This window comes from Phaeodactylibacter xiamenensis (genome assembly GCF_965229835.1).
Lineage (GTDB): Bacteria > Bacteroidota > Bacteroidia > Chitinophagales > Saprospiraceae > Phaeodactylibacter > Phaeodactylibacter xiamenensis.
Genome location: NZ_OZ245931.1, coordinates 746,854 through 771,100, shown reverse-complemented (window position 1 = coordinate 771,100; position 24,247 = coordinate 746,854). Strand labels below are relative to the sequence as shown.

General features: G+C 50.2%; 22 protein-coding genes. 8 read left to right on the top strand and 14 right to left on the bottom strand.

What is annotated here, in order from left to right; all coding sequences use genetic code 11:
* Positions 1 to 160: 160 nt before the first annotated feature.
* Together ACO08I_RS02885 and ACO08I_RS02880 are read right to left on the bottom strand one after the other, a co-directional pair.
* Positions 161 to 1,825 (bottom strand): DEAD/DEAH box helicase, encoded by a 1,665-nt coding sequence (locus tag ACO08I_RS02885; RefSeq protein WP_282784486.1) that lies wholly within the window; start codon positions 1,823 to 1,825, stop codon positions 161 to 163.
* A gap of 187 nt (positions 1,826 to 2,012) precedes the next feature.
* Complete coding sequence (locus tag ACO08I_RS02880; RefSeq protein ID WP_282784484.1) at positions 2,013 to 2,270, bottom strand: hypothetical protein; 258 nt, start codon at positions 2,268 to 2,270, stop codon at positions 2,013 to 2,015.
* Between the two features lie 373 nt (positions 2,271 to 2,643).
* Here ACO08I_RS02880 and ACO08I_RS02875 point away from each other — a divergent pair, with 373 nt between their 5' ends.
* Together ACO08I_RS02875 and ACO08I_RS02870 are read left to right on the top strand one after the other, a co-directional pair.
* Complete coding sequence (locus ACO08I_RS02875; protein ID WP_421948415.1) at positions 2,644 to 3,021, top strand: hypothetical protein; 378 nt, start codon at positions 2,644 to 2,646, stop codon at positions 3,019 to 3,021.
* Positions 3,022 to 3,303: 282 nt separating this feature from the next.
* The gene (locus ACO08I_RS02870; RefSeq protein ID WP_282784482.1) at positions 3,304 to 4,191 is read left to right on the top strand and encodes an RNA-binding domain-containing protein; all 888 of its coding nucleotides are present in this window, start codon (positions 3,304 to 3,306) and stop codon (positions 4,189 to 4,191) included.
* Between the two features lie 6 nt (positions 4,192 to 4,197).
* On the opposite strand, the gene ACO08I_RS02865 is transcribed toward ACO08I_RS02870, so the two are convergent.
* From ACO08I_RS02865 to sufB, 8 genes are all read right to left on the bottom strand, one after another.
* A complete protein-coding gene (locus ACO08I_RS02865) occupies positions 4,198 to 5,142 on the bottom strand; it encodes a nucleoside hydrolase (RefSeq protein WP_282784480.1) in 945 nt (314 codons plus the stop codon).
* Positions 5,143 to 5,203: 61 nt separating this feature from the next.
* On the bottom strand, positions 5,204 to 5,677 hold the full coding sequence (locus tag ACO08I_RS02860) for an RrF2 family transcriptional regulator (RefSeq protein WP_421948414.1): 474 nt from the start codon (positions 5,675 to 5,677) through the stop codon (positions 5,204 to 5,206).
* 53 nt (positions 5,678 to 5,730) lie between these two features.
* Positions 5,731 to 6,042: an SUF system Fe-S cluster assembly protein gene (locus tag ACO08I_RS02855; protein WP_044227009.1), complete on the bottom strand. Its 312-nt coding sequence runs from the start codon at positions 6,040 to 6,042 to the stop codon at positions 5,731 to 5,733.
* Between the two features lie 44 nt (positions 6,043 to 6,086).
* Complete coding sequence (locus ACO08I_RS02850) at positions 6,087 to 6,512, bottom strand: SufE family protein (protein WP_282784476.1); 426 nt, start codon at positions 6,510 to 6,512, stop codon at positions 6,087 to 6,089.
* 9 nt (positions 6,513 to 6,521) lie between these two features.
* Positions 6,522 to 7,760 (bottom strand): aminotransferase class V-fold PLP-dependent enzyme, encoded by a 1,239-nt coding sequence (locus ACO08I_RS02845; RefSeq protein ID WP_282784474.1) that lies wholly within the window; start codon positions 7,758 to 7,760, stop codon positions 6,522 to 6,524.
* 6 nt (positions 7,761 to 7,766) lie between these two features.
* Positions 7,767 to 9,107 (bottom strand): Fe-S cluster assembly protein SufD, encoded by a 1,341-nt coding sequence (gene sufD, locus ACO08I_RS02840; RefSeq protein ID WP_421948413.1) that lies wholly within the window; start codon positions 9,105 to 9,107, stop codon positions 7,767 to 7,769.
* A gap of 133 nt (positions 9,108 to 9,240) precedes the next feature.
* Positions 9,241 to 10,002: a Fe-S cluster assembly ATPase SufC gene (gene sufC / locus ACO08I_RS02835; RefSeq protein ID WP_044226995.1), complete on the bottom strand. Its 762-nt coding sequence runs from the start codon at positions 10,000 to 10,002 to the stop codon at positions 9,241 to 9,243.
* Between the two features lie 72 nt (positions 10,003 to 10,074).
* A complete protein-coding gene (gene sufB, locus ACO08I_RS02830; RefSeq protein ID WP_044226993.1) occupies positions 10,075 to 11,520 on the bottom strand; it encodes a Fe-S cluster assembly protein SufB in 1,446 nt (481 codons plus the stop codon).
* 502 nt (positions 11,521 to 12,022) lie between these two features.
* Here sufB and ACO08I_RS02825 point away from each other — a divergent pair.
* The gene (locus tag ACO08I_RS02825) at positions 12,023 to 13,831 is read left to right on the top strand and encodes a hypothetical protein (RefSeq protein ID WP_421948412.1); all 1,809 of its coding nucleotides are present in this window, start codon (positions 12,023 to 12,025) and stop codon (positions 13,829 to 13,831) included.
* Between the two features lie 445 nt (positions 13,832 to 14,276).
* On the opposite strand, the gene gcvP is transcribed toward ACO08I_RS02825, so the two are convergent.
* Positions 14,277 to 17,162: an aminomethyl-transferring glycine dehydrogenase gene (gene gcvP / locus ACO08I_RS02820; protein ID WP_282784468.1), complete on the bottom strand. Its 2,886-nt coding sequence runs from the start codon at positions 17,160 to 17,162 to the stop codon at positions 14,277 to 14,279.
* Between the two features lie 153 nt (positions 17,163 to 17,315).
* Complete coding sequence (locus tag ACO08I_RS02815; protein ID WP_421948411.1) at positions 17,316 to 18,611, bottom strand: NAD(P)/FAD-dependent oxidoreductase; 1,296 nt, start codon at positions 18,609 to 18,611, stop codon at positions 17,316 to 17,318.
* A gap of 218 nt (positions 18,612 to 18,829) precedes the next feature.
* Between ACO08I_RS02815 and ACO08I_RS02810 the strand changes: the two genes are divergently transcribed.
* The 4 genes from ACO08I_RS02810 (at position 18,830) to ACO08I_RS02795 (ending at position 20,957) form a co-directional block, all read left to right on the top strand.
* Entirely contained in the window at positions 18,830 to 19,414 is a 585-nt protein-coding gene (locus tag ACO08I_RS02810; protein WP_421949746.1) for an FKBP-type peptidyl-prolyl cis-trans isomerase, read from the top strand.
* Positions 19,415 to 19,505: 91 nt separating this feature from the next.
* Positions 19,506 to 19,817 (top strand): DUF6122 family protein, encoded by a 312-nt coding sequence (locus ACO08I_RS02805; protein ID WP_282784462.1) that lies wholly within the window; start codon positions 19,506 to 19,508, stop codon positions 19,815 to 19,817.
* Between the two features lie 45 nt (positions 19,818 to 19,862).
* Complete coding sequence (trmD, locus tag ACO08I_RS02800; protein WP_421948410.1) at positions 19,863 to 20,546, top strand: tRNA (guanosine(37)-N1)-methyltransferase TrmD; 684 nt, start codon at positions 19,863 to 19,865, stop codon at positions 20,544 to 20,546.
* A gap of 15 nt (positions 20,547 to 20,561) precedes the next feature.
* A complete protein-coding gene (locus tag ACO08I_RS02795; RefSeq protein ID WP_282784458.1) occupies positions 20,562 to 20,957 on the top strand; it encodes a hypothetical protein in 396 nt (131 codons plus the stop codon).
* 256 nt (positions 20,958 to 21,213) lie between these two features.
* Here ACO08I_RS02795 and ACO08I_RS02790 read toward each other — a convergent pair whose 3' ends face one another.
* Together ACO08I_RS02790 and ACO08I_RS02785 are read right to left on the bottom strand one after the other, a co-directional pair.
* On the bottom strand, positions 21,214 to 22,788 hold the full coding sequence (locus tag ACO08I_RS02790) for a choice-of-anchor B family protein (protein WP_421948409.1): 1,575 nt from the start codon (positions 22,786 to 22,788) through the stop codon (positions 21,214 to 21,216).
* A 5-nt stretch (positions 22,789 to 22,793) separates the two neighbouring features.
* Positions 22,794 to 23,276, bottom strand: a complete 483-nt coding sequence (locus ACO08I_RS02785) for a DUF6495 family protein (RefSeq protein ID WP_421948408.1) — start codon at positions 23,274 to 23,276, stop codon at positions 22,794 to 22,796.
* Between the two features lie 98 nt (positions 23,277 to 23,374).
* Between ACO08I_RS02785 and ACO08I_RS02780 the strand changes: the two genes are divergently transcribed.
* Positions 23,375 to 24,217: a TerC family protein gene (locus ACO08I_RS02780; RefSeq protein WP_421948407.1), complete on the top strand. Its 843-nt coding sequence runs from the start codon at positions 23,375 to 23,377 to the stop codon at positions 24,215 to 24,217.
* Positions 24,218 to 24,247: the final 30 nt, after the last annotated feature.

Sequence of the window (24,247 nt, the reverse complement as noted above, 5' to 3'; positions counted from 1 at the left end):
ACCCTTTAAATCTGAAACCTTAACAGGTTGACGGAAATAAATGACACAATTTTCCTGAGGATTTGCCAGTATTTCCACGCAACCTCCTTAAAGTCAGTTGTTTAGAGAGCTTTGGCGTGTCAAAATTGTATCATTTATTTTTTCTCCGTCCCTTACAGGCCTACTTTACAAACTTCTTTTTGCTTTTTTTTCGCTTTGGGAATGGGCGGCGCTTTTTGTTAGACTGCCCGGGCTGTGGACCGCCATCGTTTACCCGCAGTGTGCGGCCATCGTAGGTTTGGCCATCGAGTTTGTTTATCAGTGAGGCAGCAGCCTGCACTTCAACCTGTACGAAGGCATGCTTTTTCTGCAGGTCGATTTTTCCGACGTCAGCACCGTTGATGCCCCCTTTTTCGCACAGGTAGGCGAGGAGTTCCCCTTTGCCATTGATATCCATTTGACCGATATTGACGAATACCCGGCGGGACTCATTGGGTTTCAGGAAAGCTTTGTCCGCCCGTGGCTTTTGTCCTATCGGCTTACTTTTGGCATAATCCTGCATCTTCTTGGGCATAGTGGCAGAGGCAACCCGGAGCAGCAGTTCTTCCCGGGACAAGCCTTCGAATTTAGCTGCGATTCCCGGGAGATAGTCCAGCAGGTCTGAATTCGGAGTGGCTTCACTGATTTTATCAAAAAAGCGCATGAGCCGCTGTTCGAAAATCGCATTTCCGGAAGGGATTTCAACGGCTTCAAAGGAGATTTTAGAGACTTTTTCCAGTTTCCGTAGCAGATGACGGTCTTTTGGATGGGCGAGCACCAGGCTAATCCCTTTATTGCCTGCCCGTCCGGTACGTCCGGAGCGGTGGGTATAGAAGTTGAGGTCGTCCGGGATGTTAAAATGGAAGACGTGGGTGATGTTATCGACATCAATGCCCCTTGCGGCAACGTCCGTGGCGACCAGAATACGCAGCCGCCGGTCGCGGAAGCCCTGCATGACCCGGTCGCGTTGTGTCTGATTAAGGTCACCGTGTATAGCATCTGCTTTGTAGCCATCGCGGGTAAGTTGTTCTGCCACCTCTGCTGTCTCCCGGCGTGTGCGGCAAAATACGAGCCCGAAGAGGTCCGGCTCCATATCGAGAAAGCGGCGTAGTGCCTCGTAGCGTTCTGCGGGGCGCAGGACCACGTATTGATGGCTGATATCTACGTTGCCGGAGTTTTGAGCACCTACTGAAAGTTCAAACGGGTTGTCCATGTAGTCTTCTGAAATGCGGCGGACTTCCGGTGGCATAGTAGCAGAGAACAGCCAGGTACGGCGCTGCTCAGGTACGGCTTCCAGTATTTCATCAATTTCCTCCTTGAAGCCCATATTGAGCATTTCATCGGCTTCATCCAGCACCACCTGTTGGAGGTGCGTATAATCTACCTTTCCGCGGCGCATGAGGTCACGCAGGCGGCCCGGTGTTGCAACCAGCACCTGTACACCCTGTTCCAGGGCTTTCATCTGCCTGCGGATATCCGCACCTCCGTACACCGGGAGGATTCTGAGGTTAGGCTGATTCTTGGAAAAAGACTCCAGCTCGCGGCAAATTTGCAGGCAAAGCTCCCGGGTAGGGGCCAGGACAAGCGACTGAATGAATGGCAATGCCACATCGGTACGGTGCAGGAGCGGCAGGCCAAAAGCCGCTGTTTTGCCGGTACCCGTTTGGGCCAGGCCCACGAAGTCTTCCTCGCCGGAAAGCAGGCGGGGAATGGCTTGTTCCTGAATGGCAGTTGGAGATTCGAAGCCGATAGCAGACACAGCTTCAGTGATAGACTGGGAGAGGCCCAGTGACTCAAAAGTACTCATGATCAAATGTTAGGCTGCACTCCGCAGCAGCAATGATGAGTAGCATTTGAGCTTTGCAGTATTGGGCGGAGCATCACCGTCCTGAGCAGGTTATTCAAGCCTGCAGCTTGAGCACAAACCCGTCTTGTGCGTTCATTCTAAGCTTCCGCTACTCGAAATCGGGGACAAAGGTAATGTTTTTTCCTGATTATTCCGGCAATTGTTCAATCATTTGCCAAAGTCCCTGTTTGAGCTGCATATTGAGCCTTACTGTATCCGGAGACGAGTGTGCGTCACTGTTGCGTTTCCTTTGTAGTTCCTGCCAGCGCTGATAACACAGTACTGCATCGTTCAGGAGCAGGTTGTTGCCCATTTGATCTGATAAGGTAATCAGGGATTTGATCACTCCTTCAAAGTCTTCTTCAAGGAGCCTTTTTTGAAGCGCTTTCTTAAAGGATTGACGCATATCATTGTGCTTTCTCTGAATAATCTTTATATTTGGGGTGCCCTACCGTTAATGATTTAAGCAAACACTAGAACTGATAACCCCGGGAGACTTCATAACTGTTGAGTTCCTGTCCAATTTATGTTCCTGAAGCACCGTTTGCTTCAGGAAAGCAAAACTGGATTATTGAACCTTTTAGGAAACAACTATTTACTCAATGCCCAGCATGAAAAACCTGTTCTATCTATTTTTGTTTGCTTCTTGTATTTCGTTTTTCCGACCCCAAACGGTGGCTGCCAATACGCCAAAGGCAGTAGACGTCCAGAATGTCCAATTTGTCAGCGAAAGTATCGTTGCATCTTCCAGTTCCCATTTCACACGATCTGCTATGGGTATGGATCGGTCTTTACAGTTGAGCAGCTTTGTTGCCAAAGCTCACCATGTATCCGTTTTACTGTCATGGGTAGTAGATAAGCCTGCAGATGAGGTGTCTTTTATTATTGAGCGGGCCCTCGAAAACAATACCTGGAAAAAGGTAGGGCGGGTTACTGCGGCAGCAGGTCAGCGCGAGTTTAGTTTTTGGGATGTGCGCGTCCAGCCAGGTGAAGCCTACGAATACCGTCTTGTGAATGAGTCGGACGGCGTTTCGTTTCAGGCTTCCGAGCCCGTAATCCTTCAGGTGGATAACCCGTTCGATGAATACCTTATCATTTTGGGGCTGCTTGGGTTCATTGGTTATATTGCGCATCAGACCAGGAATCTCGTTCACTGACCCACTGTGTCAGGTGTGTGCATAACAAATTGCACTTTTTGAATAGCTTGCCAGCATTTGCCGTTTGCCTCTCCTGGATAAGCTGGAGCAGAGCGGGAAGCTCTACCCCAGCAGCCATAGGGCTTAAATGCAGAGGGTTGCCTTTGTGTTTTGTGCAATTTGTTATACACACGTGTCAGGTTTTCTTCAGGCCAGTTTCATTTTTTTCCTTAGCTTTATTGCGCAGGTATTTGGTTGATCTGAATGCCATATTAAAAGGACTGAATAAAACGATGCCAAACGATGAACGAAGATATTTTTAAAACCCTGCGCGCTTGCAAAGAACTGGTCAATTTAGACGATTCGGAAATCAAACAACTGGCCAGTGTAGGTAAGCTTGTGGACTACGAAGCAGGGCATGAGGTTTTTTCTATCGAACAGAAAGGGGAGTCTTTTTATATCGTCCATTACGGCCGTTTGATCCTCTATTTAACCCGCAAGGAGCCTAAATCCTACACCAAGGGGCAGCTTTTCGGTGAAATTGCCATCTTCAACAAAACATCCCGCCTTGGCACTATCCGCGCAACGGAGCCGTCTAAACTTATCGTTTTTGATAAATCAGAAGTATTTGATGACACCAAAATCCCCGAAGAGCTCAAACTTAAGCTTTCGTGGGCACTGACTCAGAAAATCATCACTTATCTCGTTGCTGATGAATCAGCCAACAGCAAGCGCATCATCGATAAAGGAGAAAGCGATATGGTGGAATTTAAGGAGTCTATTGACAAGTACCACCGCGATAAGATCATTCAAACCCTTTCTGCATTCATGAATCTAAATGGAGGCACTGTCTTTTGCGGAGTAGACGACGAGGGCAAGATTATTGGGCTGGATGCCACTACTTCAGATATTGATAACTTCAAGCGCAGCATCACAAGTGCGGTACAGCGCAATCTTGGTTCCTTCTTCGCTACACAGTTGTCCTTTGATATTGAGAAGATTGATGATCATATGATTTTTCGGATTGATACGCCACCTGCCAAGTCGCCCGTGTTCTACCGTGATGTAGACAAAAAAGGCAACGAACAGGAGGTCTTCTACATCCGGACGGGATCCGCAAATATCAAAATCAAGAAAAGTAGTGAAATTATCAAATACATTGGAGACCGCTACCGTTTCGCAGGCCAGTAGTCCGATTTAAGGGGCCTGCCAGCTTAGCAGAGACTGCCAAAAGCCGGCTTCCATTAGTGGTGCATTGATAGCAGTGCAAAGCTTGATTGTTCGCCTGTTGTTTTCCGGCGGTGTGCGTACTTTCTTCCATTTTGCCCACTCGGGGTGCAGCACAGCCTCCACCAGTGCGAGGTCCCACATGATCCAGCTTGTCCCGGCGTTTACAGAATCCCATCTTTTAGTTAGCCGCCGGCATAAAGGTGTACGGCATTCTGTAAGTTTCTGAAAGGAAGACTTTCGCTGGAAGGTCAAGGACTGGGCAATATTGGCCGGCATGACCCAAAGTTCCAGTTCAGCAGTGTTGAGCAGAAGGTCAAAGGCATTGAGGTCGTTGCGGATGTTGAATTCGTTCTTGTCCCAGGCTTTACTTCTTAGGTCATATCTTGCACCCAGCAGATAAACCCTTAAGTTGCCAGCAATCTCCGGTGCGGCAGCGATGGCTGCGGCTACATTAGTGGAAGGGCCGAGGCAGATAATATTTAGTTTGTTTTCGGTATCCGCTTTACCGGCTTTATCGATGATAAATCTTGTTGCAGGGCTTGTGGGAACAGGTGCGCCAGCATAATACCCCCATGCAAACCCCAGCATACGGTCACAGCCGCTGAGGGTTGGTACCATCCAATTGCCGGTTTCCGCAGCAAGGTGCTCATTGAGCTGCTGACTGATTTCCAGCGTGTTGATGCTGTCCGTCGAATAGTTATTCCAGCTAGGGTCTGTAAGCAGTTGTGGGTTATTAAAATGCGCTGACTGTAGCGAAAGCACTTTGAGCCCATCCGGGGCGAGCGCTCTTGCAATGGCATAGAGATCATCCATTTCGTTGCCGGTGTCTGCATCAATGATGTAAGCCGGTTGGGCTGCAATAGCGCAAGGCAAGATTATTGAAAAGAGGAAGATGGATAGCCGGGTTCTCATAAGCAGTGTGTTTTCTCACTGCCAAAGATAGGGTTTTGAGCGCGAATTGAAAGCTGAGCTCTTATGCTGTAGCGGGTTGTATCTGAGATAGGATTTGCTCCAGTGCTGAATTGGTTTCGGCTTCAGAAGCGAGCAGGTCTTTCAGACTGATTTGTCCCAGTACATGATCAAGCGACTGCTGCACCACCCGCCATAAAGACCGCACGGAACAGTCTACGGAATTTGTGCAAATCCGAAAGCCAGCAGAGTGCTTATTGCAAAACCCTTCATCAAATAGAGCTCCGCCCAATGCGCGCAGGACTTCCCCAACGTTAATATTTTCCGGCGGCTGTGCCAGTACATAGCCGCCTTTTTGGCCACGGGTGCTTTCGATAAAGCCCGCCAGGCGGAGCGTTCGGGTCAGTTTGCCAACATAGCTGTCTGACATACCCTCCAGTTCGCCGAGTTGCGGAATACTAAGCCCATTTTGTTCATCGGCTTCCGCAATGCGGATGAGAATGCGCAGTCCGTACTCGTCTTGGGCGGAAATTTTCATAGCCTTTTGCGGTTAGGATCGGTGGTGAATAATGTTTGTTTTGTAAGTTCGGGTCAAAACATGTCCAGGGCAAACCGGGCTTCTTCGCTCATCATGTCCTTGCTCCAAGGCGGATCGTAGACGACTTCCAGCTCTACATCACTGACGCCCTCCACCATCGCAACCTTCTGTTGTACTTCCATAGGCAGGGAATCCGCTACCGGGCACATGGGTGTAGTAAGCGTCATACGCAGATTGACGATACCCTGATCACTGATATCGATACTGTAAATCAGCCCCAGTTCGTAAATGTCCACTGGGATTTCCGGGTCATAAACAGTTTTGGTGGCTTCTACGATTTTGGCTTCTAATGCTGCTTTGTCCATGATTGATCTTCTTTGACGTTGCGTGCGCTAAACAAATGTCGTCGTTACTGGCTTTTCGCGTTGATTGCCAGACCATACATTTTCATCTGCCTGACCATGCTGACCAGCCCGTTGGACCGGGTGGGGGAGAGATGCTCCTTCAGCCCTATCTTGTCGATAAAATAGAGGTCTGCCTGCGCAATCTCCTCTGCCTTTTGCCCGGACAGCACCCGAACCAGCAAAGCGATGATGCCTTTGGTGATGACCGCGTCACTATCGGCCGTAAAACTCACTTTGCCTTCTGCTTCATCTGCATGCAGCCAAACCTGACTCTGACACCCCTTGATCAGGTGGTCTTCATCTTTGTACTGCTCATCGATCAGAGGCAGAGATTTGCCCAAATCGATGATATACTCGTACTTCTCCATCCAGTCGCCGAAGAAGGCAAACTCCTCGATGATTTCGTCTTGTATGCTGTTGATTGGGTTCATTGTGAAATTTTACTTTAACATCAAAACCGCCCTGTTAATTCCCGCCACCAGCGCATCAATATCCGCTTTGTTGTTGTAGAAGGCGAAGGAAGCCCGCACCGTACCGGGGATTTCATACCGTGCCATTAGGGGCTGGGTGCAGTGGTGCCCGGTGCGTACTGCAATGCCGAGTTTGTCCAGTATGGCGCCCAGATCGTAGGGGTGTACGCCATCGACGATGAAGGAGACCACGCTGGCTTTTTCTTTTGCTGTCCCGATGATACGCAGGCCTTCGATTTGCTCCAGTTGTTCTGTAGCGTAGACCAGCAGTTCGTGCTCGTGCCGGCTGATATTGTCATAGCCCACACTTTGCATGTACTTCACAGCTTCCCCCAAACCGATGACGCCCGAAATATCCGGTGTGCCGGCTTCGAACTTATGCGGCAATTCGTTGTAGGTGGTCTTTTCGAAAGTCACCGTTTTGATCATCTCGCCTCCGCCATGGTAGGGCGGCATTTGTTCCAGCCATTCTTCCTTACCATATAGCACTCCGATACCCGTTGGGCCAAACATCTTGTGCCCGGAGAAGGTGTAAAAATCCGCATCGAGTGCCTGCACATCTACCTGGGTATGAGGGATGGCTTGTGCGCCGTCCACCAGCACCGGGATGTTCAGTTCGTGCGCCCGGTCGATAATGGCTTTCACGGGGTTGACCGTGCCCAAAGCATTAGACACATGTACCAGAGAAACGATTTTCACGCGCTCATCCAGTAGCTCGTAAAGGGCGTCCAGGTCAATTTCGCCCGCATCGTTGACCGGTGCCACCCGAAGTTCTGCTCCGCGCTCCTCACAAATCATCTGCCAGGGCACAATATTGGAATGGTGCTCCATGGCTGTAATCAGTACCGCATCACCCTGATTGATAAATTTCCGCCCGTAGGAAGAAGCAACGAGGTTGATCCCTTCGGTGCAGCCCCGGACAAAGATGACCTCCTTTTCGGAAGGAGCATTGATGAATTGGCGCACAAGCTCCCGTGCCTCTTCAAAAGCCGTAGTTGCTTCCTGGCTCAGCTGATACACCCCCCGGTGCACATTCGCATGCCCGGTACGATAGTAATCATTGAGCCGGTCGATGACCTGTGCCGGCTTTTGGCTTGAGGCTGCGCTGTCCAGGAAGATGATGGGCTTGCCGTTCATCTCCTGTTCCAGCAGCGGGAAATCCTTGCGGATTTTTTCAATATCAAACGCTTGTTGAGCGGTAACTTCCATGTTGTTCTACTGTTCGAATTTCTGGTTGATCAGCATCTCTGCAAAATCGCGGACCTGCTCGTGCTTAAAGTACTCCAGCACTTCTGCGATGAAGGCGTGTTGCAGCATAGCCCGTGCCTGATGGTCGTTGAGACCGCGGCTGCGCAGGTAGAAAACGGAGGACTCATCGAGCTGCCCGATTGTGGCACCGTGGCTGCACTTCACATCATCAGCAAAGATTTCCAGCTGTGGCTTGCTGTCCATTTCGGCTTTATTGGACAGCACCAGGCTGCTACTCTGCTGGAAGGCGTTGGTCTTTTGTGCATCCTTGCGCACCATTACTTTGCCATTGAATACACCGCGGGCGCTGTCGGTTACGATGCCTTTGTAAAGCTCATTGCTTTGACAGTGCGGTACGGCGTGATCAATGAAGGTATGGTTGTCAATGTGCTGTTGCTCCTTGCCAAAGTAAACGCCGTAGTAGTTGGTGGTCAGGTTAGACCCCTTGTGCACGGTGTTCAGGTTGTTGCGCACGATGCGGCCACCCAGGTCTACGGTATAGTTTGAGAATTGGCTGTCGCGGTCCTGCTCCGCATCCACCCGGTTGACTACGAAGCCTTCTGCGCCTTCCTGCTGCAGGCAATAGTGGTGGATGTGAGCATTAGGACCCACTGCGACGCGGTTATAAATATTGTTGAAGTAAGTGCCGGTAGCGCCCTGCTTTTCAAACTGCCCTTCTATGTAGGCAAATTCACTGCCTGTCTCCGCCACTGCGATATTCATGTGGCTGTTGAGGATGGGCGTTTCGGCATTGGAAGACAGGTGAAGGATATAGACAGGCTTTTCGCAAGCGACATTCTTCTCGCTGTACAGGAATAAACTGTGCTGTGAGAATGCGGCATTAAGGGCTACGAAGATATCATCCTGATCCTTCAGAATACGGTCCATATGCTCGCGGGCAATGCTGCCAAATCGGTCGCTGTCCATAGCGTCCCGAAGCAGCATTACATGCATCCCAGCCGGTAGTTCGGCAAATTGTGATAAAGAATCGCTGAGCTGGCCATTTACAAAAACAATCAGGTGCGCGTCCATGCCTTCCGGCAGGTATTTTTTGATGTCAGCTGCGTCCACACCCTGTACCTGCCCTATGGCATAATCCGGTTGAAGAATGCGGTTAACACTAGTGTATTTGTACTCCTCCCAGCGGCGGGTAGGGAAGTCCAATTGTCCCACCATTGCCATGGCTCGCTGACGGTACTCGTCCAGCGGATGAGCCGGCTGCTGATTCGCGGCCTCAGTTTGGTCAAACAGCTCCTGAAACTTTTGTTTTTCGGCTGTGTATCTGTCCTGAGCTACGGTTGTTGACATGTCGTAAGCTATTATTTGAAGTGCGGCTTGATGACGGAGAAAAAATGGTATCATTTTCCGTCAAACTACTTAGTTGCACAAGCCGGCAGCTTAGGTTCGTAAATAAATGACTTTGAGGGTAGACCAGGAGAAGTTACACCGCTACTGCATCTACTTCTTCCTTAATCCAGTCATAGCCCTTGTCTTCCAGCTCCAGTGCGAGTGACTTGTCGCCGGATTTTACAATACGGCCCTTGTACAGCACATGCACGAAGTCAGGCTCAATGTAGTTGAGCAGGCGCTGATAGTGGGTAACGATGATGAAGGAGCGGTCCTGTGTGCGGAGCTTGTTCACCGCCTCCGACACAATGCGCAGCGCATCAATATCCAGTCCGGAATCGGTCTCATCAAGGATAGCCAGTGAAGGCTCAAGCAGCGCCATTTGCAGCATTTCACTGCGTTTTTTTTCACCACCGGAGAAGCCTTCGTTGAGGGAGCGGCGCAGGAACTTCTCGTCCATGCCCACCAGTTCAATTTTCTCGCGGATGTACTTCAGCATCTGCATTGCATTCATGGCTTCCAGCCCGCGTGCTTCACGGTTGGCATTAACGATGCTCTTGAGGAAGTTAGAGGTGCTCACGCCCGGAATTTCGACCGGGTACTGAAAAGCCATAAAGATACCGGCTAAAGCGCGCTCGTCCACTTCCATCTCAAGAAGGTCTTCGCCTTTATATAGTACGCTGCCGCTTTCCACTTCGTAGTCTTCGCGGCCCGCGATGACATTGGCGAACGTACTCTTGCCCGAGCCGTTAGGGCCCATGATAGCGTGTACTTCGCCCGGTTTAACTTCCAGGTTAATACCGTTCAGGATGGTTTTGTCTTCAACCGCAACTTTCAGGTCTTTAACAGTCAACATTATGGTTTGGTATTTTTGTCGTGATCAATTTGGGTAAGGAAGGGAAACCCCTTCCCGGGTTAATGTTTAAGGTTAGCCAACGCTGCCTTCCAGGCTGATTGCGAGGAGCTTCTGTGCTTCCACTGCGAATTCCATCGGGAGCTCGTTGAAGACTTCCTTGGCAAAGCCGTTGACGATAGTATTCACTGCGTTTTCCTCGCTCAGCCCGCGCTGCATAAGGTAGAACAGCTGATCTTCGCCAATTTTGGAGGTCGTAGCCTCGTGTTCCACTTTGGCCGTGTTGTTTTGCACTTCCAGGTAGGGGAAGGTGTGCGCGCCACACTTGTCGCCCATGAGCAGGGAGTCACAAACGGAGAAGTTATGGGCATTTTCAGCCTTCTTGCCAATTTTTACCAGTCCGCGGTAGGAGTTGTGGCTGTGGCCGGCAGAGATACCTTTGGAGATGATGGTACTGCGGGTGTTCTTGCCCAGGTGGGTCATTTTGGTCCCTGTGTCTGCCTGCTGACGGTTGTTAGTTACCGCTACAGAATAGAATTCGCCCACAGAGTTGTCGCCCAGCAAAACGCAGCTTGGATACTTCCAGGTCACGGCAGAGCCAGTTTCCACCTGTGTCCAGGTAATTTTGGAATTGACGCCTTTGCAAAGGCCCCGCTTGGTAACGAAGTTGTAGATACCTCCTTTCCCTTCTTTATCGCCAGGATACCAGTTTTGTACCGTGGAATACTTGATGGTGGCATCATCCATAGCTACGAGTTCCACCACCGCTGCGTGCAACTGATTCTCATCGCGCATTGGAGCCGTACAGCCTTCCAGGTAGCTTACCTGACTGCCTTCTTCGGCGACGATGAGGGTGCGCTCAAACTGTCCGGTGTCCCGCTCGTTGATACGGAAATAGGTGCTCAGCTCCATGGGGCACTTCACGCCTTTAGGCAGGTACACGAAGGACCCATCGCTAAATACCGCGGAGTTCAGAGCGGCGAAGTAGTTGTCGTTGGCAGGTACTACAGAACCGATATATTTTTTTATCAGTTCGGGGTGTTCCTGCACCGCTTCGCTGAAAGAGCAAAAGATAATACCCAACTCAGCCAGCTTCTCTTTATAAGTGGTCTTCACAGAAACCGAGTCGATTACGGCGTCTACCGCAACACCGGCCAGCATCTTCTGCTCGTCGAGTGGGATACCAAGCTTGTTGAAGGTATCTAGCAGCTCCGGATCTACCTCATCAAGGCTGTTGAGCTTTTTCTTCTTCTTAGGCGCAGCGTAGTAGATGATATCCTGAAGGTCGACCGGCGGGTAGTCCACGTTTGGCCATTTGGGCTCGGTCATTTCCAGGAATTGGCGGTAAGCTTTAAGGCGCCACTCGGTCATCCACTCCGGCTCATTCTTTTTGGCGGAGATCGCACGGACTACATCTTCGCTCAGCCCCTTGGGCAGTTTGTCCGTTTCGATGTTGCTGGTGAAGCCATATTTATAGTCGCTCTTGGTATGCTGCTCCAGCGTCTGCATGGAATCGCTCATAATCTATGCGGTTTTTCCAGTGTTATTTAGACTAATTCTAATGCAAATGTCAGGAATTTATACAAAAAAGTACAAATAAGGTTTAGAGAATATTACACCTTTTTAGGTATTGGTGGTTTAGGCTAGGCCGTGCTGGTTTTGAAATTGGCATAAATTCTGGAATGTTGCCGGGCATAGTCGGTTTTAATAGGGTTTTATTTGGTAAAATGACGGTGTAGTGTTTTAAAATTTTGGCATAGTTGTTTCTGAATTAGGTATAGGTAATAACTATTATTAGGTATTGAGCGTCAACTTTTCCACTACACTACAGGTGAAGGCAACTGGAAAATGCTCATAATGAAAGCACAAATCAGCCAATCTCATCGGTATTAACACTGAACTGACTCATTCTTTACTATTTATTTCTGAGGCAATCAGGCAGCCTGACGAATCCTCGCTACCTTTAAGCAATTATTAGGGGGGCTCACCTGGCAGCTCTCAGGCCTGTAAATGACGTATAAATATGAGTTTCCGAAAAAACAAGAACCGCATCACCTGCTATTTGATCCTGGTATGCTTTATGAGTGTGGCGCCTGGGAGCGTAGTTGGCCAGCAGATCAGCAATAGGACTGTGATGCCGATAGATTTGGAGCTGCCTCTGAAATACCTTTCCCTTAACCACGCAGCCTACGAGGCATCAGCGCAGTATAATTACCTGGGGCTTGAGTACGGACACCTGCCTTTGACCGCTAATGGTGAGTTGATTGCCCCCGGGGGGCGTATTTTCCTCGATAGTAAGGGCAATTATTACTATGTGCTTCAGTTGGACGACGAAAATGAAGTCCAGGGATATACTAATTTGTACATTAAAGGGTTTGAAGAGGATTGGGGCAACTGGAACGTGGCGGCTACCGGTTCTAATGTTGGCATGATTGCTAAAAATGATTTAGTCTATATATATGGCTCGGTCAGCCGTACGGACAGCCTTTTTGTTAAAGACGAATTTGTCAGAAGTATCCCCGGGAACGCAGCATTTGTGTTGACGTTCAATGAGAATCTGGAACTGACAGATGACTTTTTCTATGGTTTGGATACGCTCGCTGCGCACGGAGATGTCCATTTAAAAGTTGACGATGATGGCGATTACCATATAGCGGGAAAGTTTTTCAACTCCAGTGCCAACAACTTTCAGCTGGAGATTGGTGGAGCCCTAATTGACCCTATACGAGACGGGTATAATACGCAGACCTTTTATTATGCCATTGTAGACCATGCGACAAAGCTGGCAAAAACCAGCCATAGCTTTGGGGGCATCAACAGCAGCATGACAAAATTGCTGGACTTTGAACTCCACGATAACCAAGATGCTCTAATCCTGTTTGAGCAGTCTGATGAACTAGAACTTAATGGCGAATGGCTCTCTAATGAGGTGTTCCCTGGCGACATCACACTTTTATGCCTGAATGGCGATAGCCTGAGGTACCACGTCAACTATGAAGGCCCGGCGCTGCAAACCGGGCACCTGCTCAAAAAGTTAAGGAACAACCACACCTGCGAGTATATACGAACGGAGGGCGGCGAAGCCCCCTTTGTCATAAACGGGGAGTCTATTCTATATGATTCTACGCTGAATAATTTGATTATAAACAGAAACCCTGCCGGTGAAGTAGCATGGATTCAAAACATACAAGGCCCTGGTGGCGGAGGAAACGACATTTTTGACATTACGCTATCCGATGATCAGACAAAGATCTGGGTTAGTGGCCGCTTAAGGCAGGCAGAACCCTTTCTGATTGACGGCCAAACGTTGATGGTCAATGATCAGTTCGGCGGTTTCCTTATGGCTTTGGATGCAGAGACTGGTGCATTTATAGAGGTACTTTACCCGAGAATGGATGCTGACCCGGGCATACAGCCCTATACTGATATCAGGCAAATAGATGGCATAGACGACGGCAGCCTGAAAGTCATCACCCAGGTAGGTTTCAGAGAAAATGTACTAAGTCCCACTTATGATTATACTATTGGTGATTTGACCATTCCCGTGGCTGGCAAAGGAGAGTTATTGATCTATGATTTGAAACTGGATACCGGAGTATCTGCTCAGGAGGTTTCGGTACAAAAAACCAGAGCCTATCCTAATCCTGTAAGCCCTGGGCAAGGCATTTATTTTTCAGATGACAGCAATAATGCTTACACGCTGTTTTCGTTATCGGGCAAAAACCTGGGTAGCCTCAAAAATGAGGATACGTTTCCCTTCGTCTCTCCGGGGCTCTACTTGCTGAAAGGAAATAGGGATGGCAGGGCTTTTAAAGTTTTGGTTGTTGATTGACCAATGAAGTAGTGCGAAAACAGATACCTGCAAAGGGCGTCATTTTAAAGCGCCGTAACGGATGGGGGAGGCTTGTTTTGAGGGAGGAGGGTGATAGTTAGGTATTGTTATCCCAACCTAAAGAAACCGGGTGATGCTTGGCTTGTGCACTCAACCCTTCGAACTCCAAATCTCGTAGAAATCAGGAAATATTCCCCTATGTTGAAGGTAAAACATAAACAGCCCGTCAATACCCCGGATTCTGCACCAAATTCGGGTTCGTATCCAGCTGATCCAGTATCTGCTCGTTACCCCTGTAAACCCCAGTTTTGATGGCAGCCCTGTTGATGGTTCATCGGCAGAGCTGTCTTTTGGTGAATGGCTCCGATGGGCTTCCGGGAAAATAAATCACCCTCAAGCTCAATAAGAACCTGAGGGTGAAGTAAAGTTCATCTAAAGTTCAATCCTAGCTCAACGCATCCTCCTCATAAGCCTCCATCGGCGGGCAGGTACAGACCAGGTTGCGGTCGCCGAAGGCGTTATCTACGCGGCCTACGCTGACCCAAAACTTATGCTCGAAGCGCAAGTGGGGTAGAGGGAAGGCCGCTTTGGACCGGGAGTAAGGCAGGTGCCAATCATCCATGGTGATCAGCTGCAGGGCGTGTGGGGCGTTGACCAGCACGTTGTTGTCCTCGGCAGCTTCGCCCCGGGCAATCTCATCGATCTCTTCCCGAATGCAAAGCATGGCATCGCAGAAGCGGTCGAGCTCGTCTTTGCTTTCACTTTCTGTAGGCTCGATCATAATCGTGCCGGGCACAGGCCAGGATAGGGTGGGGGCATGGAAGCCATAGTCAATCAGGCGCTTGGCTACATCCTCTGCGGAAGCCACAGATTTATAGGGGCGCAGGTCAATAATGAGCTCGTGAGCTGAATGGCCGTATCTGCCGGTAAAGAGCACATCATAGGCGCTTTCAAGGCGGGCTTTGATGTAATTGGCATTCAAGATGGCTGCTTTTGAGGCATCCGTGAGCCCCTTCTTGCCTAACATTCTGATGTAAGCGTAAGAAATCAGCAGGATACTGGCACTGCCAAATGGCGCTGCGCTGACTGCTCCGATGCCTTGCTTGCCACCAGTTTGAATCATACCGTGATTAGGCAGGAAGGGCTTCAGGCTCTCGTTGACGCAAATCGGGCCCATGCCGGGGCCACCGCCACCGTGTGGGATGGCAAAGGTCTTGTGCAGGTTGAGGTGGCAAACATCGGCATCAATAATGCCTGGGCTTGTCAGGCCGACCTGCGCGTTCATATTGGCACCGTCCATATAGACCTTGCCGCCGTTATCGTGGATGATTTTGCAGATTTCCTGAATTTCAGTCTCAAATACACCGTGGGTAGATGGGTAGGTGACCATCAGAGCGGACAGCTCATTGCTGTGCTTCTCGGCTTTTGCGCGAAGGTCTTCCAGGTCGATATTGCCCTGATTATCACACTTCACAACCACGACTTTCATGCCTGCCATGACTGCGCTTGCCGGGTTGGTACCGTGAGCAGAGTCCGGGATGAGCGCCACATTGCGGTGAAAGTCGCTGTTGGCTTCGTGGTAGGCACGGATGGTCAGCAAGCCGGCGTACTCGCCCTGTGCGCCCGAGTTGGGCTGCAAAGAACAAGCGGCAAAGCCGGTAATTTCGCTCAGCCAGGCTTCCAGTTCGCGGAAGATTTGGAAGTAACCTGCTGCCTGATCGACAGGAGCAAAAGGGTGGACGTTGGCAAACTCTGGCCAGCTTACCGGGATCAGTTCTGTAGCCGCATTCAGTTTCATGGTACAGCTACCTAAAGGGATCATCGAATGCATGAGGGACAAGTCCTTGTTTTCCAGTGACTTGAGGTAGCGCATCATTTCCGTTTCGGTATGATAGCTGTTGAATTTCGGATGCGTCAGATAGCCGGAGGAACGCTCCAGTGCAGTTGGCAATTGAAGCCCTTCTTTCACTTCTGCTGTGAAGCTGGCAGATTGCCCTTTCACTTTAGCGAAAAGTGCAGCGAGGCGCTCAATTTCTGCGAGGTTTACCGTTTCGTCCAGGCTGATTTGTATGCTGTCTTCGGTGTACCAGAAGTTGGTCTCCTGGTTCAAGGCTTCAGTTTTGATGGCCTGAATAAGTTCGGCGTCCGCTTTGATACTCAGGGTGTCGAAGTAATGCCCGTTCTGCTGCTCATAACCCAGGGCTTGCAGGTTTTGGTCCAGAATCTTTGCGAGTTCATGTACCCGGCGGGCAATGGCTTTGATGCCTTTAGGCCCGTGGTATACAGCGTACATGCTAGCCATTACAGCCAGAAGTGCCTGTGCGGTGCAGATATTTGAGGTCGCTTTCTCCCGGCGGATGTGCTGCTCGCGGGTCTGAAGTGCCATACGGTAGGCAGCCTGTCCATGCCGGTCCACAGAAACCCCAATGATGCGCCCGGGAATCTGCCGCTTAAATTGCTCACGTGTGGCAAAGAAAGCAGCATGCGGGCCACCGTAGCCCATGGGGACTCCAAAACGCTGCGTATTGCCTACCACAGCATCTGCGCCCCATTCACCAGGAGGGGTGAGCAGGGCAAGGCTGAGGATATCGGCTGCAACAGTCAGATAGACCTCCTTGTCATTGGCTTGTTCTGCCAGTGCCCGGTAATCCTCTACCTTACCGGTACGGTCCGGATACTGCAGCAGCATACCGAAGACTTTATCTGTCAATTCAAAGGACTTCCAGTTGCCTACCACTACTTCGATGTCAAGCGGCTTGGCCCGGGTCATCAATACCTCAATGGTTTGTGGCAGGACGGTATCGGCAACGAGGAACTGATTGATGGCTTCCCCTTTGTTGCGTTTGTTCTTCTGGCTGTAGAACATGGTCATTGCCTCCGCTGCAGCTGTGCCTTCGTCCAGGAGTGAAGCATTAGCGATCGGCAGAGCCGTGAGATCGCTCACCATGGTCTGGAAGTTGAGCAATGCCTCCAGGCGGCCCTGGGATATTTCAGCCTGATAAGGGGTGTACTGTGTGTACCAGCCCGGATTTTGGAAGACGTTGCGGAGAATAACCGAAGGCGTGATCGTGCCGTGGTAGCCCATGCCGATGTAGGTTTTGTAAACCTTGTTCTTGGCAGCGGTGCGCTTCAGCTCGTTGAGGAAGTCAAACTCCGTCAGGGCTTCCGGCAGGTCCATTTCCCTTTTTAAGCGGATTTTGTCCGGCACAGTCTCGTCGATAAGCTGATCCAGTGACTGTACGCCAATGGTTTCAAGCATTTTCGGCAGATCTTTATTAGAAACCCCGTTGTGGCGGTTCACAAACTGATCGAAGGAGGTGGTGTGTTTCATTATCCGTCGCTTGTATTGTTATATTCGGTTAGGATTTTTGGAATGGAGCTCATGCCCCGCACCGTAATTTTGAGCCGCAAAGGTACGACTTTTTTCTGTCCGCCTAACAAGCAATCCGGAATTTGGGTTGCTCCTTTTTATGTAAAAATTCTATCATTCCCGGGCGACGTCCGCAGGGCCTTCTTTGGGGCGGATGATCAGGCGCAGGGATTGGTCGTAAGTCAGGTAGTTCCAGACCCAGTTGACGAATATGAACACTTTGTTTTTGGCTCCCAAAATCTGGAAGAGGTGTACAAACAGCCATATCAACCATGCGAAAGCCCCCTGGAATTTAAAGCCGGGCAGGTCGGCTACGGCACGGTTGCGGCCGATAGTGGCCATAGAACCGAGGTCCTTGTAGGAGAAAGGTTCCATTTCTTTGCCCTTTGATAGCCTTTTGAAGTTTTTGCCCAATTGTTTGGCGTGCTGCATCGCAGCCTGTGCCACCTGTGGGTGCCCTTTGGGGTAGTCGGGCTCTTCCATGTAAGCAATATCGCCAATGGCAAAAATATCCTGCGTGCCCTGTACCCGGTTGAAGCGGTCTACGGCGAGCCTGCGGCCTTTTACTAACGCTTCATCTGGCAGCCCCGGCATTTTATTGCCTGCTACACCGGCTGCCCAGATGAGCTTATGGGTCGGAATTTTAGAATCGTCGCTCAGTGTGGCGTGCTGCCCATCAAATCCGGTGACCATTGCATTGAGTTTGACTTTGACATCAAGCCCTTCCAAGAATTCCTGTGCTTTTTGAGCGGCTTCTTCTGACATGCCCAGCAGCAGGCGGTCAGCGCCTTCCACTAAGTGTATGTCAATCTCATCGGTATTCAGCTGTGGATAGTCTTTCGGGAGGACATAGCGCTTCATTTCTGCCAGAGCGCCCGCTACTTCCACACCGGTAGGCCCTCCACCAACGATGACGATGTCAATCAGTTGTTGCCGTTTTTCGTAATCCGTTACGGATAATGCGATTTCGTAATCGGTGAGGATACGATTGCGCAGATGGAGCGCTTCTGAAACGGATTTCATGGGCAGGGCTTTCTGTGCAATTTCCTCATTGCCAAAGAAATTGGTATCTGCGCCAATGGCCAGGACCAGATAATCGTAGTTGCAGATGCCGAGTGGGGTATGGAGCTGCTTTTGGTCCGTGTCCACCCGTTCCACCTCCGTTACCCGGATGAAGATGTTCTTTTCGCCCTGAAAAGCTTTCCGGAAGGGAAAAACGATGGAGCTGGGCTCCAGGCCGGACATAGCCACCTGATAAAACAGTGGCTGGAACTGGTGGTAGTTGTGCTTGTCAATCAGAACGATCTGGTAGTTTTGTTTTTTGAGTTCGCGGGCAAGAGTCAGCCCGCCAAATCCACCGCCTACAATAACGATGCGTTCCTGGTCGGATTCAGGTATGTTGATTTTCATAAAGTGAGGTCTGTCGTAAAAAAGTCTACGGTATTGAAAGGTCTTATACAGGTCAATGTTTGCAGCTTTTTTTACCTGGGTTATTGAAAGCGTTATAATTTTCTTTTCTTCGCAGCGTTTCAGCAGAACAGAAAATCAAAGTATTTATGAATAAAACAATTCTATCAGCCCTTATGTTAGCAGGGCTGTTCACAATGACCACAGCAAAAGCACAGGAAATGGATTCACTTAGTTACGCTCTGGGCGTACTTTTAGCGCAAAACCTGCAAAGCCAGGGCTTTGACAACCTGGACGAAACGTCTATGACTACGGCTATCCACGATGTATTGTCGGGCAACGAGCCAAAGTTTACCGCAGAGGAGGCCAATCAGGTTGTACAGCAGTACATGATGAAAAAGCAGCAGGCGAAGCACGCTGATGCAATTGAAGCCGGCAAAGCTTTTCTGGCAGAGAATGCTAAGCGCGAAGAAATAAAAGTTACGGACAGTGGCTTGCAGTATGAAATTCTCAAGGAAGGCAGTGGCCCTAAGCCTACTGAAACCAGCAAGGTGAAAGTCCATTACCACGGCACACTTACCGATGGCACTGTGTTTGACAGTTCCGTAGAACGTGGCGAGCCTACTTCATTTGGGGTAAACCAGGTCATCAAGGGCTGGACGGAAGCGCTGCAGCTTATGCCTCAGGGATCTAAGTGGAAGTTGTATATTCCATCTGATCTGGCCTACGGGCCACGGGGCGCGGGCGGAAAGATCGGCCCATACGAAACCCTGATTTTCGAAGTGGAACTGCTGGAAATCCAGTAAGCCCTTTCAGAATAAGAAAATGTCGACAGGTGCTTCCGGGATAGCCGGGAGTGCCTGTTGTGTTTTTACAGCATCGTAAAATTGCTTGGAAATGGCATTGCTCCAACCGCTGGTCCACTACAGCCTGCACTTTCTGGCGCCCGGCTTATTGGCTTACCTGTTTTTCCGTTCGCAATGGCAGCGGGCGTGGCTGATCATGGTTGCCACTATGCTCGTAGACCTGGACCATCTGCTGGCAGACCCTATCTTTGACCCGGGGCGCTGCAGTATTGGCTTCCACCCGTTGCATTCCTATCCGGCTATCGGTGCTTACTTTTTGCTGCTATTCTTGCCCAAAACACGAATTGTAGCGGTCGGGTTGTTATTTCATATGCTGACCGATTATCAGGACTGTTTGTGGTAGGGCGGACTTCCGTCCGAATTGCTACATTTGCAGAAAAAAGGGAACATGCGCATCGACATCATCACCGTTTTGCCGGAGCTTTTGGAAAGCCCGCTCAGCCACTCCATCATGCAACGGGCGCAGGACAAAGGCCTGCTGGAGGTACACTTGCAGAATCTGAGGGAATATGGCATCGGCAAGCACCGGCAGGTAGATGACTACCAATACGGCGGTGGAGCAGGTATGGTGATGATGCTGGAGCCCCTGGTCAACTGCATTGAGGACCTGCAATCTCAACGTGCCTACGATGAGATCATCTACATGACCCCTGATGGGGAACGCCTGCACCAAGGCCTGTCCAACCGCCTTTCCCTAAAGGAAAACCTGATGATCATCTGCGGGCATTACAAAGGCATTGACGAGCGCATCAGGGAGCATTTGGTGACGATGGAGATTTCCATTGGTGATTTTGTGCTCTCGGGGGGCGAGTTGCCTGCTGCAGTGCTGGTAGATTCGATCGGGCGCCTGCTGCCGGGGGTGTTGAATGATGAAACTTCGGCTTTGTTTGATTCTTTTCAGGACAATCTATTAGCGCCACCTGTGTACACGCGCCCGGAGGAGTTTAGGGGATGGAAAGTACCGGAAATCCTTAAGTCCGGCAACTTCAAAAAGATTGAAGAATGGCGGATGGATAAGGCGGTGGAGCGCACCCGTACCCGTCGCCCGGATTTGCTGAAGGGGGAGGAGTAGGATATGTTTTCCCGGATGAAATACTTGTTGCTTCTGCTCTTACCCTACCTGATTATGGTAGTGGTCAATGAGGTTTCCCGATGGCAGCAGCCTCTTGCCTACGAGTACAAAGGAGGCGTTACCTATGGCGTTTCCATTCCTGCCATCAATCCATCTGAAGGTGATCCCGACCGCTGCACCTGGCGTTGCCATGATGATACTGAATACTGCCTCCGTCACCATGTTGAGTACCCACCTGCGGAGTGGCTGAAATCGGGTTACTTTGGGGTTATCCGGTTACTGGCTGGCACCGGAACATATGGGCTGTCGAATGTTTTACTGCTTGGGGCGGGGTGGCCATTTATGATGTTGCTGCTATTGATTGGCGTGGTCCGAATGCGGCGAAAAATCAAATCACTTCGGTATGAGTAGTGGTATGGAATGGATTATTAGGGCTTATGTGTATTGTACTGATTTTATAATCAATGTGGCTAATGGCACGGGTTTGTCTTATTTTGAGGTGAATGCGTTGCTTTTTATACTGGTTTGGCCTGTTGTTTCCCTGGGGCTGCTGGGGTATTTGGTTTGGCTTTGTTTTCGGTATTGGCAGCTCGAAAAGGAGATTCACCCATAGAAGAGAGTTGCAGGCTAAGCAAGCTTAACAAAACTAAGCTTGCAAGATTACGGATTAACGAAAAACGACAGGGGCAGTGGTCAGTATTGTTCCCTGCGAAGCATAGACCACAAAAAGGTATTGCCCGGCCGGAATGCTGCTTCGTTCTACGCGCAGCTGATTTTTGGGTAGCGCAGGCCAACTTTTCAGGACTTTCCCTGCTGTAGACAGTAATGCCGCAGTAGCGCCTTTCGGCAAATCCGGAAGGTCGATGGTGAGTTGCTGCGTGGCGGGGACAGGGTAGGTGCGGACCTGGTATTTTTGCCGCTCGTTTTGAGTAGCAGTGCTGATGGGGCTAAGCGCTACTGTGAATTCGGTACCGGTGCCGGGTTCGATGTCCACTTCGAGGGTTTTGGTCACGTAGCCACTTCGGGTGACCTGAAGGGTGATACTGCTGGACAAGGTGCCGGAAGCAAAGGCGCCGTCAAAATCTGTAGTCAGTACGAACCCTGGTAGTTCAGGGGCAGTGATAACAGCATTGACGATGGGGGCGCCAGTCAAACTATCGATGACTTGCCCGTAATACCGATTGGCTTGGGTGTTGTTAAACTCCCAAACGTAAAGACCGTCTTCCCGATTGCCGCCTATGATTTTGCCGGAAGGCAGATAGGGGCAAGCCGACCAAAGCCCACTGAAGCCGCCGCTCTGACCGGGGTAGGTGTCGAAGTAGCCAACTTCCACTGGGACTTCCGGATCTGAAATATCCAGCACGCGCAGACCTTCTGTATTGTGGGTGATAAACATGAAGTCGCCCCGGATGTACGGGTTGTGCACCAGGCTTTGGATATTAGCGGTGTAGGTAGCAACTTGTACCGGCTCGGTAAGGTCAGAAATGTCATACATACGAGCGACCAGCCCATCCTGCTCATCACACAGGAAGAGGTAATTCATATCCAGCGTAGTGGTCATGCTATGGGTATTTCCGCCGGGATAGGGCATGCGGTTGAGGAGCACCGGGTTGGCGGGGTCAGAAATATCCAAAATATCCATCGTGCCTTCATAGAAAGCGGCTGCGAAGAGGATATCTCCTCTGACGTGGCAGTCGTGGATGTAGTACCCCGGCTGATAAAGCCCCACCTGTTGAGGATTGACCGGGTCTGAGATATCAATAATGTGCACCCCGGAAGTAGTGGTCGTCCCGCAGACAAACACGTAGGGCTGTTCCTGAAAAATGTCCTTTTGTATGATGTGCCCCCGGTTGAATTGGGAGTTATAGGTTGTCACTAAGGAAGCGTTCTGAGGCAATCCACTCAAATCAATGACCTGCATGCCGGGATGGGGATTGGCACCGCCTTCTGTCACGACATAGGCATGGTCACTTACTACCGTGATTTCCCGCCAGTTGGAAGGCGGGCCGGGAATGAATGCGCGTTCCGTGAGGCTGCCATTGGTACCGATTTCGACGACAGCAGTGCCGGTCTGTGCACCCAACAGGGCATATTCAGTGCCATCAGCCCCCACATAGCTCCAGGAACCTGAAGCCCGGCCGTCACCAGGATTGTACTGGCCGAAAAGACTGACATTAAGGGCATCCTGGGCACCGGAGATGGTGGAAAGCAGTAGCAGGCAGGCAAAAGTAAGGAAGCGCATAAGGATTAAGCTTTAAGGGATTCCAGGGAATTGAACAAGGCACCGTCCCGGGAAATAAGGGCACCACCTTCCATAAGGTGAAAGATTTCCATTTTTCGGGATTCGGCGTACTTTTTCTCGGCAGTGTAGAGCTTGAGCTTGGCGCCGGTTAACTTCAGCTGTTCCTGCATTTGCTCGGGGCTTTGCTGTTGGGTAAGGTCTACGGAAGACTCGCCTTCAATTTTCAGCCCATTCATTTCAGCCTGCTCCTCCCCGAAACGGAAGGCTTTTAGGTCGTGCGGTGTTTTATGTTCGAGGTACTCAACATCCTCCAGTACCTTATCGAAGACCATATCGCTGAAGATTTCGATCAGGCGGTTGGCTTTATCATTATCCTCTCCTTTTATTTTTTCCCAGTCATCAGCTGTTACCTGATTGGCGGCCAGGAAGTTGACGAACTCCTTTTCCAGTTCCTGCAGCTCTTCATTACGTAGGCGGCGGTACTTCATGTCTTCGCTTTTTTTGTAAAGGTAAAAAATGATAGCAGGGGCAGCCCTATAGCTAATCGGGATTTTCGTAAACTTGCGGTCAGAAAAACTGATACACTATGGATTTTATCATGCCCGATTTTGCCAGCGGAGCCGTTTGGATGAGCCTGCTGACGCTTACTTTTCTGGAAATTGTACTGGGGATTGACAACATCATCTTCATTTCCATCGCTTCCGGCAAACTGCCGGAGGAAGAGCGCCCCAAAGCCACCAATATTGGGCTGATTTTGGCTATGGTGCTGCGTATTGTGCTGTTGTTTGGAGTGTCTGTTCTGGTGGCTATGGAAGATACCTGGTTTAGTCTAAATATGTCTTGGATACATGGAGATTTCAACGGGCAGAGCATCATTCTCATCATAGGCGGGCTGTTCCTGCTGTACAAGAGCACCACCGAGATCCGCCACAAGCTTGAGGAAGAGGACCCCCACGATGAGACTCCGAAAGGTAAGGCATCACTGACGAATGTGATCATTCAGATCACCCTCATCAACATCGTATTCTCTTTCGATTCCATCCTGACTGCGGTAGGCATGACAAATGGGGTGACCGGTGCATTGATTATTATGATCATTGCCGTAGTGGTATCTGTAGTGATTATGATGTTGTTCGCCAATCCGGTGGCGACCTTTGTTAACAAGAACCCGACTATACAAATGCTGGGCATGGCCTTCCTGATCCTGATCGGCTTCATGCTGATTGCGGAGGGCGCACATTTGGCGGACTTTTCAATTGCCGGTTCAGAAGTGGGCACAATCCCAAAGGGCTACCTCTACTTTGCCATTACTTTTTCCCTTTTTGTGGAGTTCCTCAACATGCGGCTGCGGGCGGATCGCAAGAAAGCACCGGTACAACTTCATGGCTACACGGAGGATGCCAAACGGGAGGGGATTTTGAAGGATTAGATTATTTGAAACAAAAAGTGTATTTTAGCT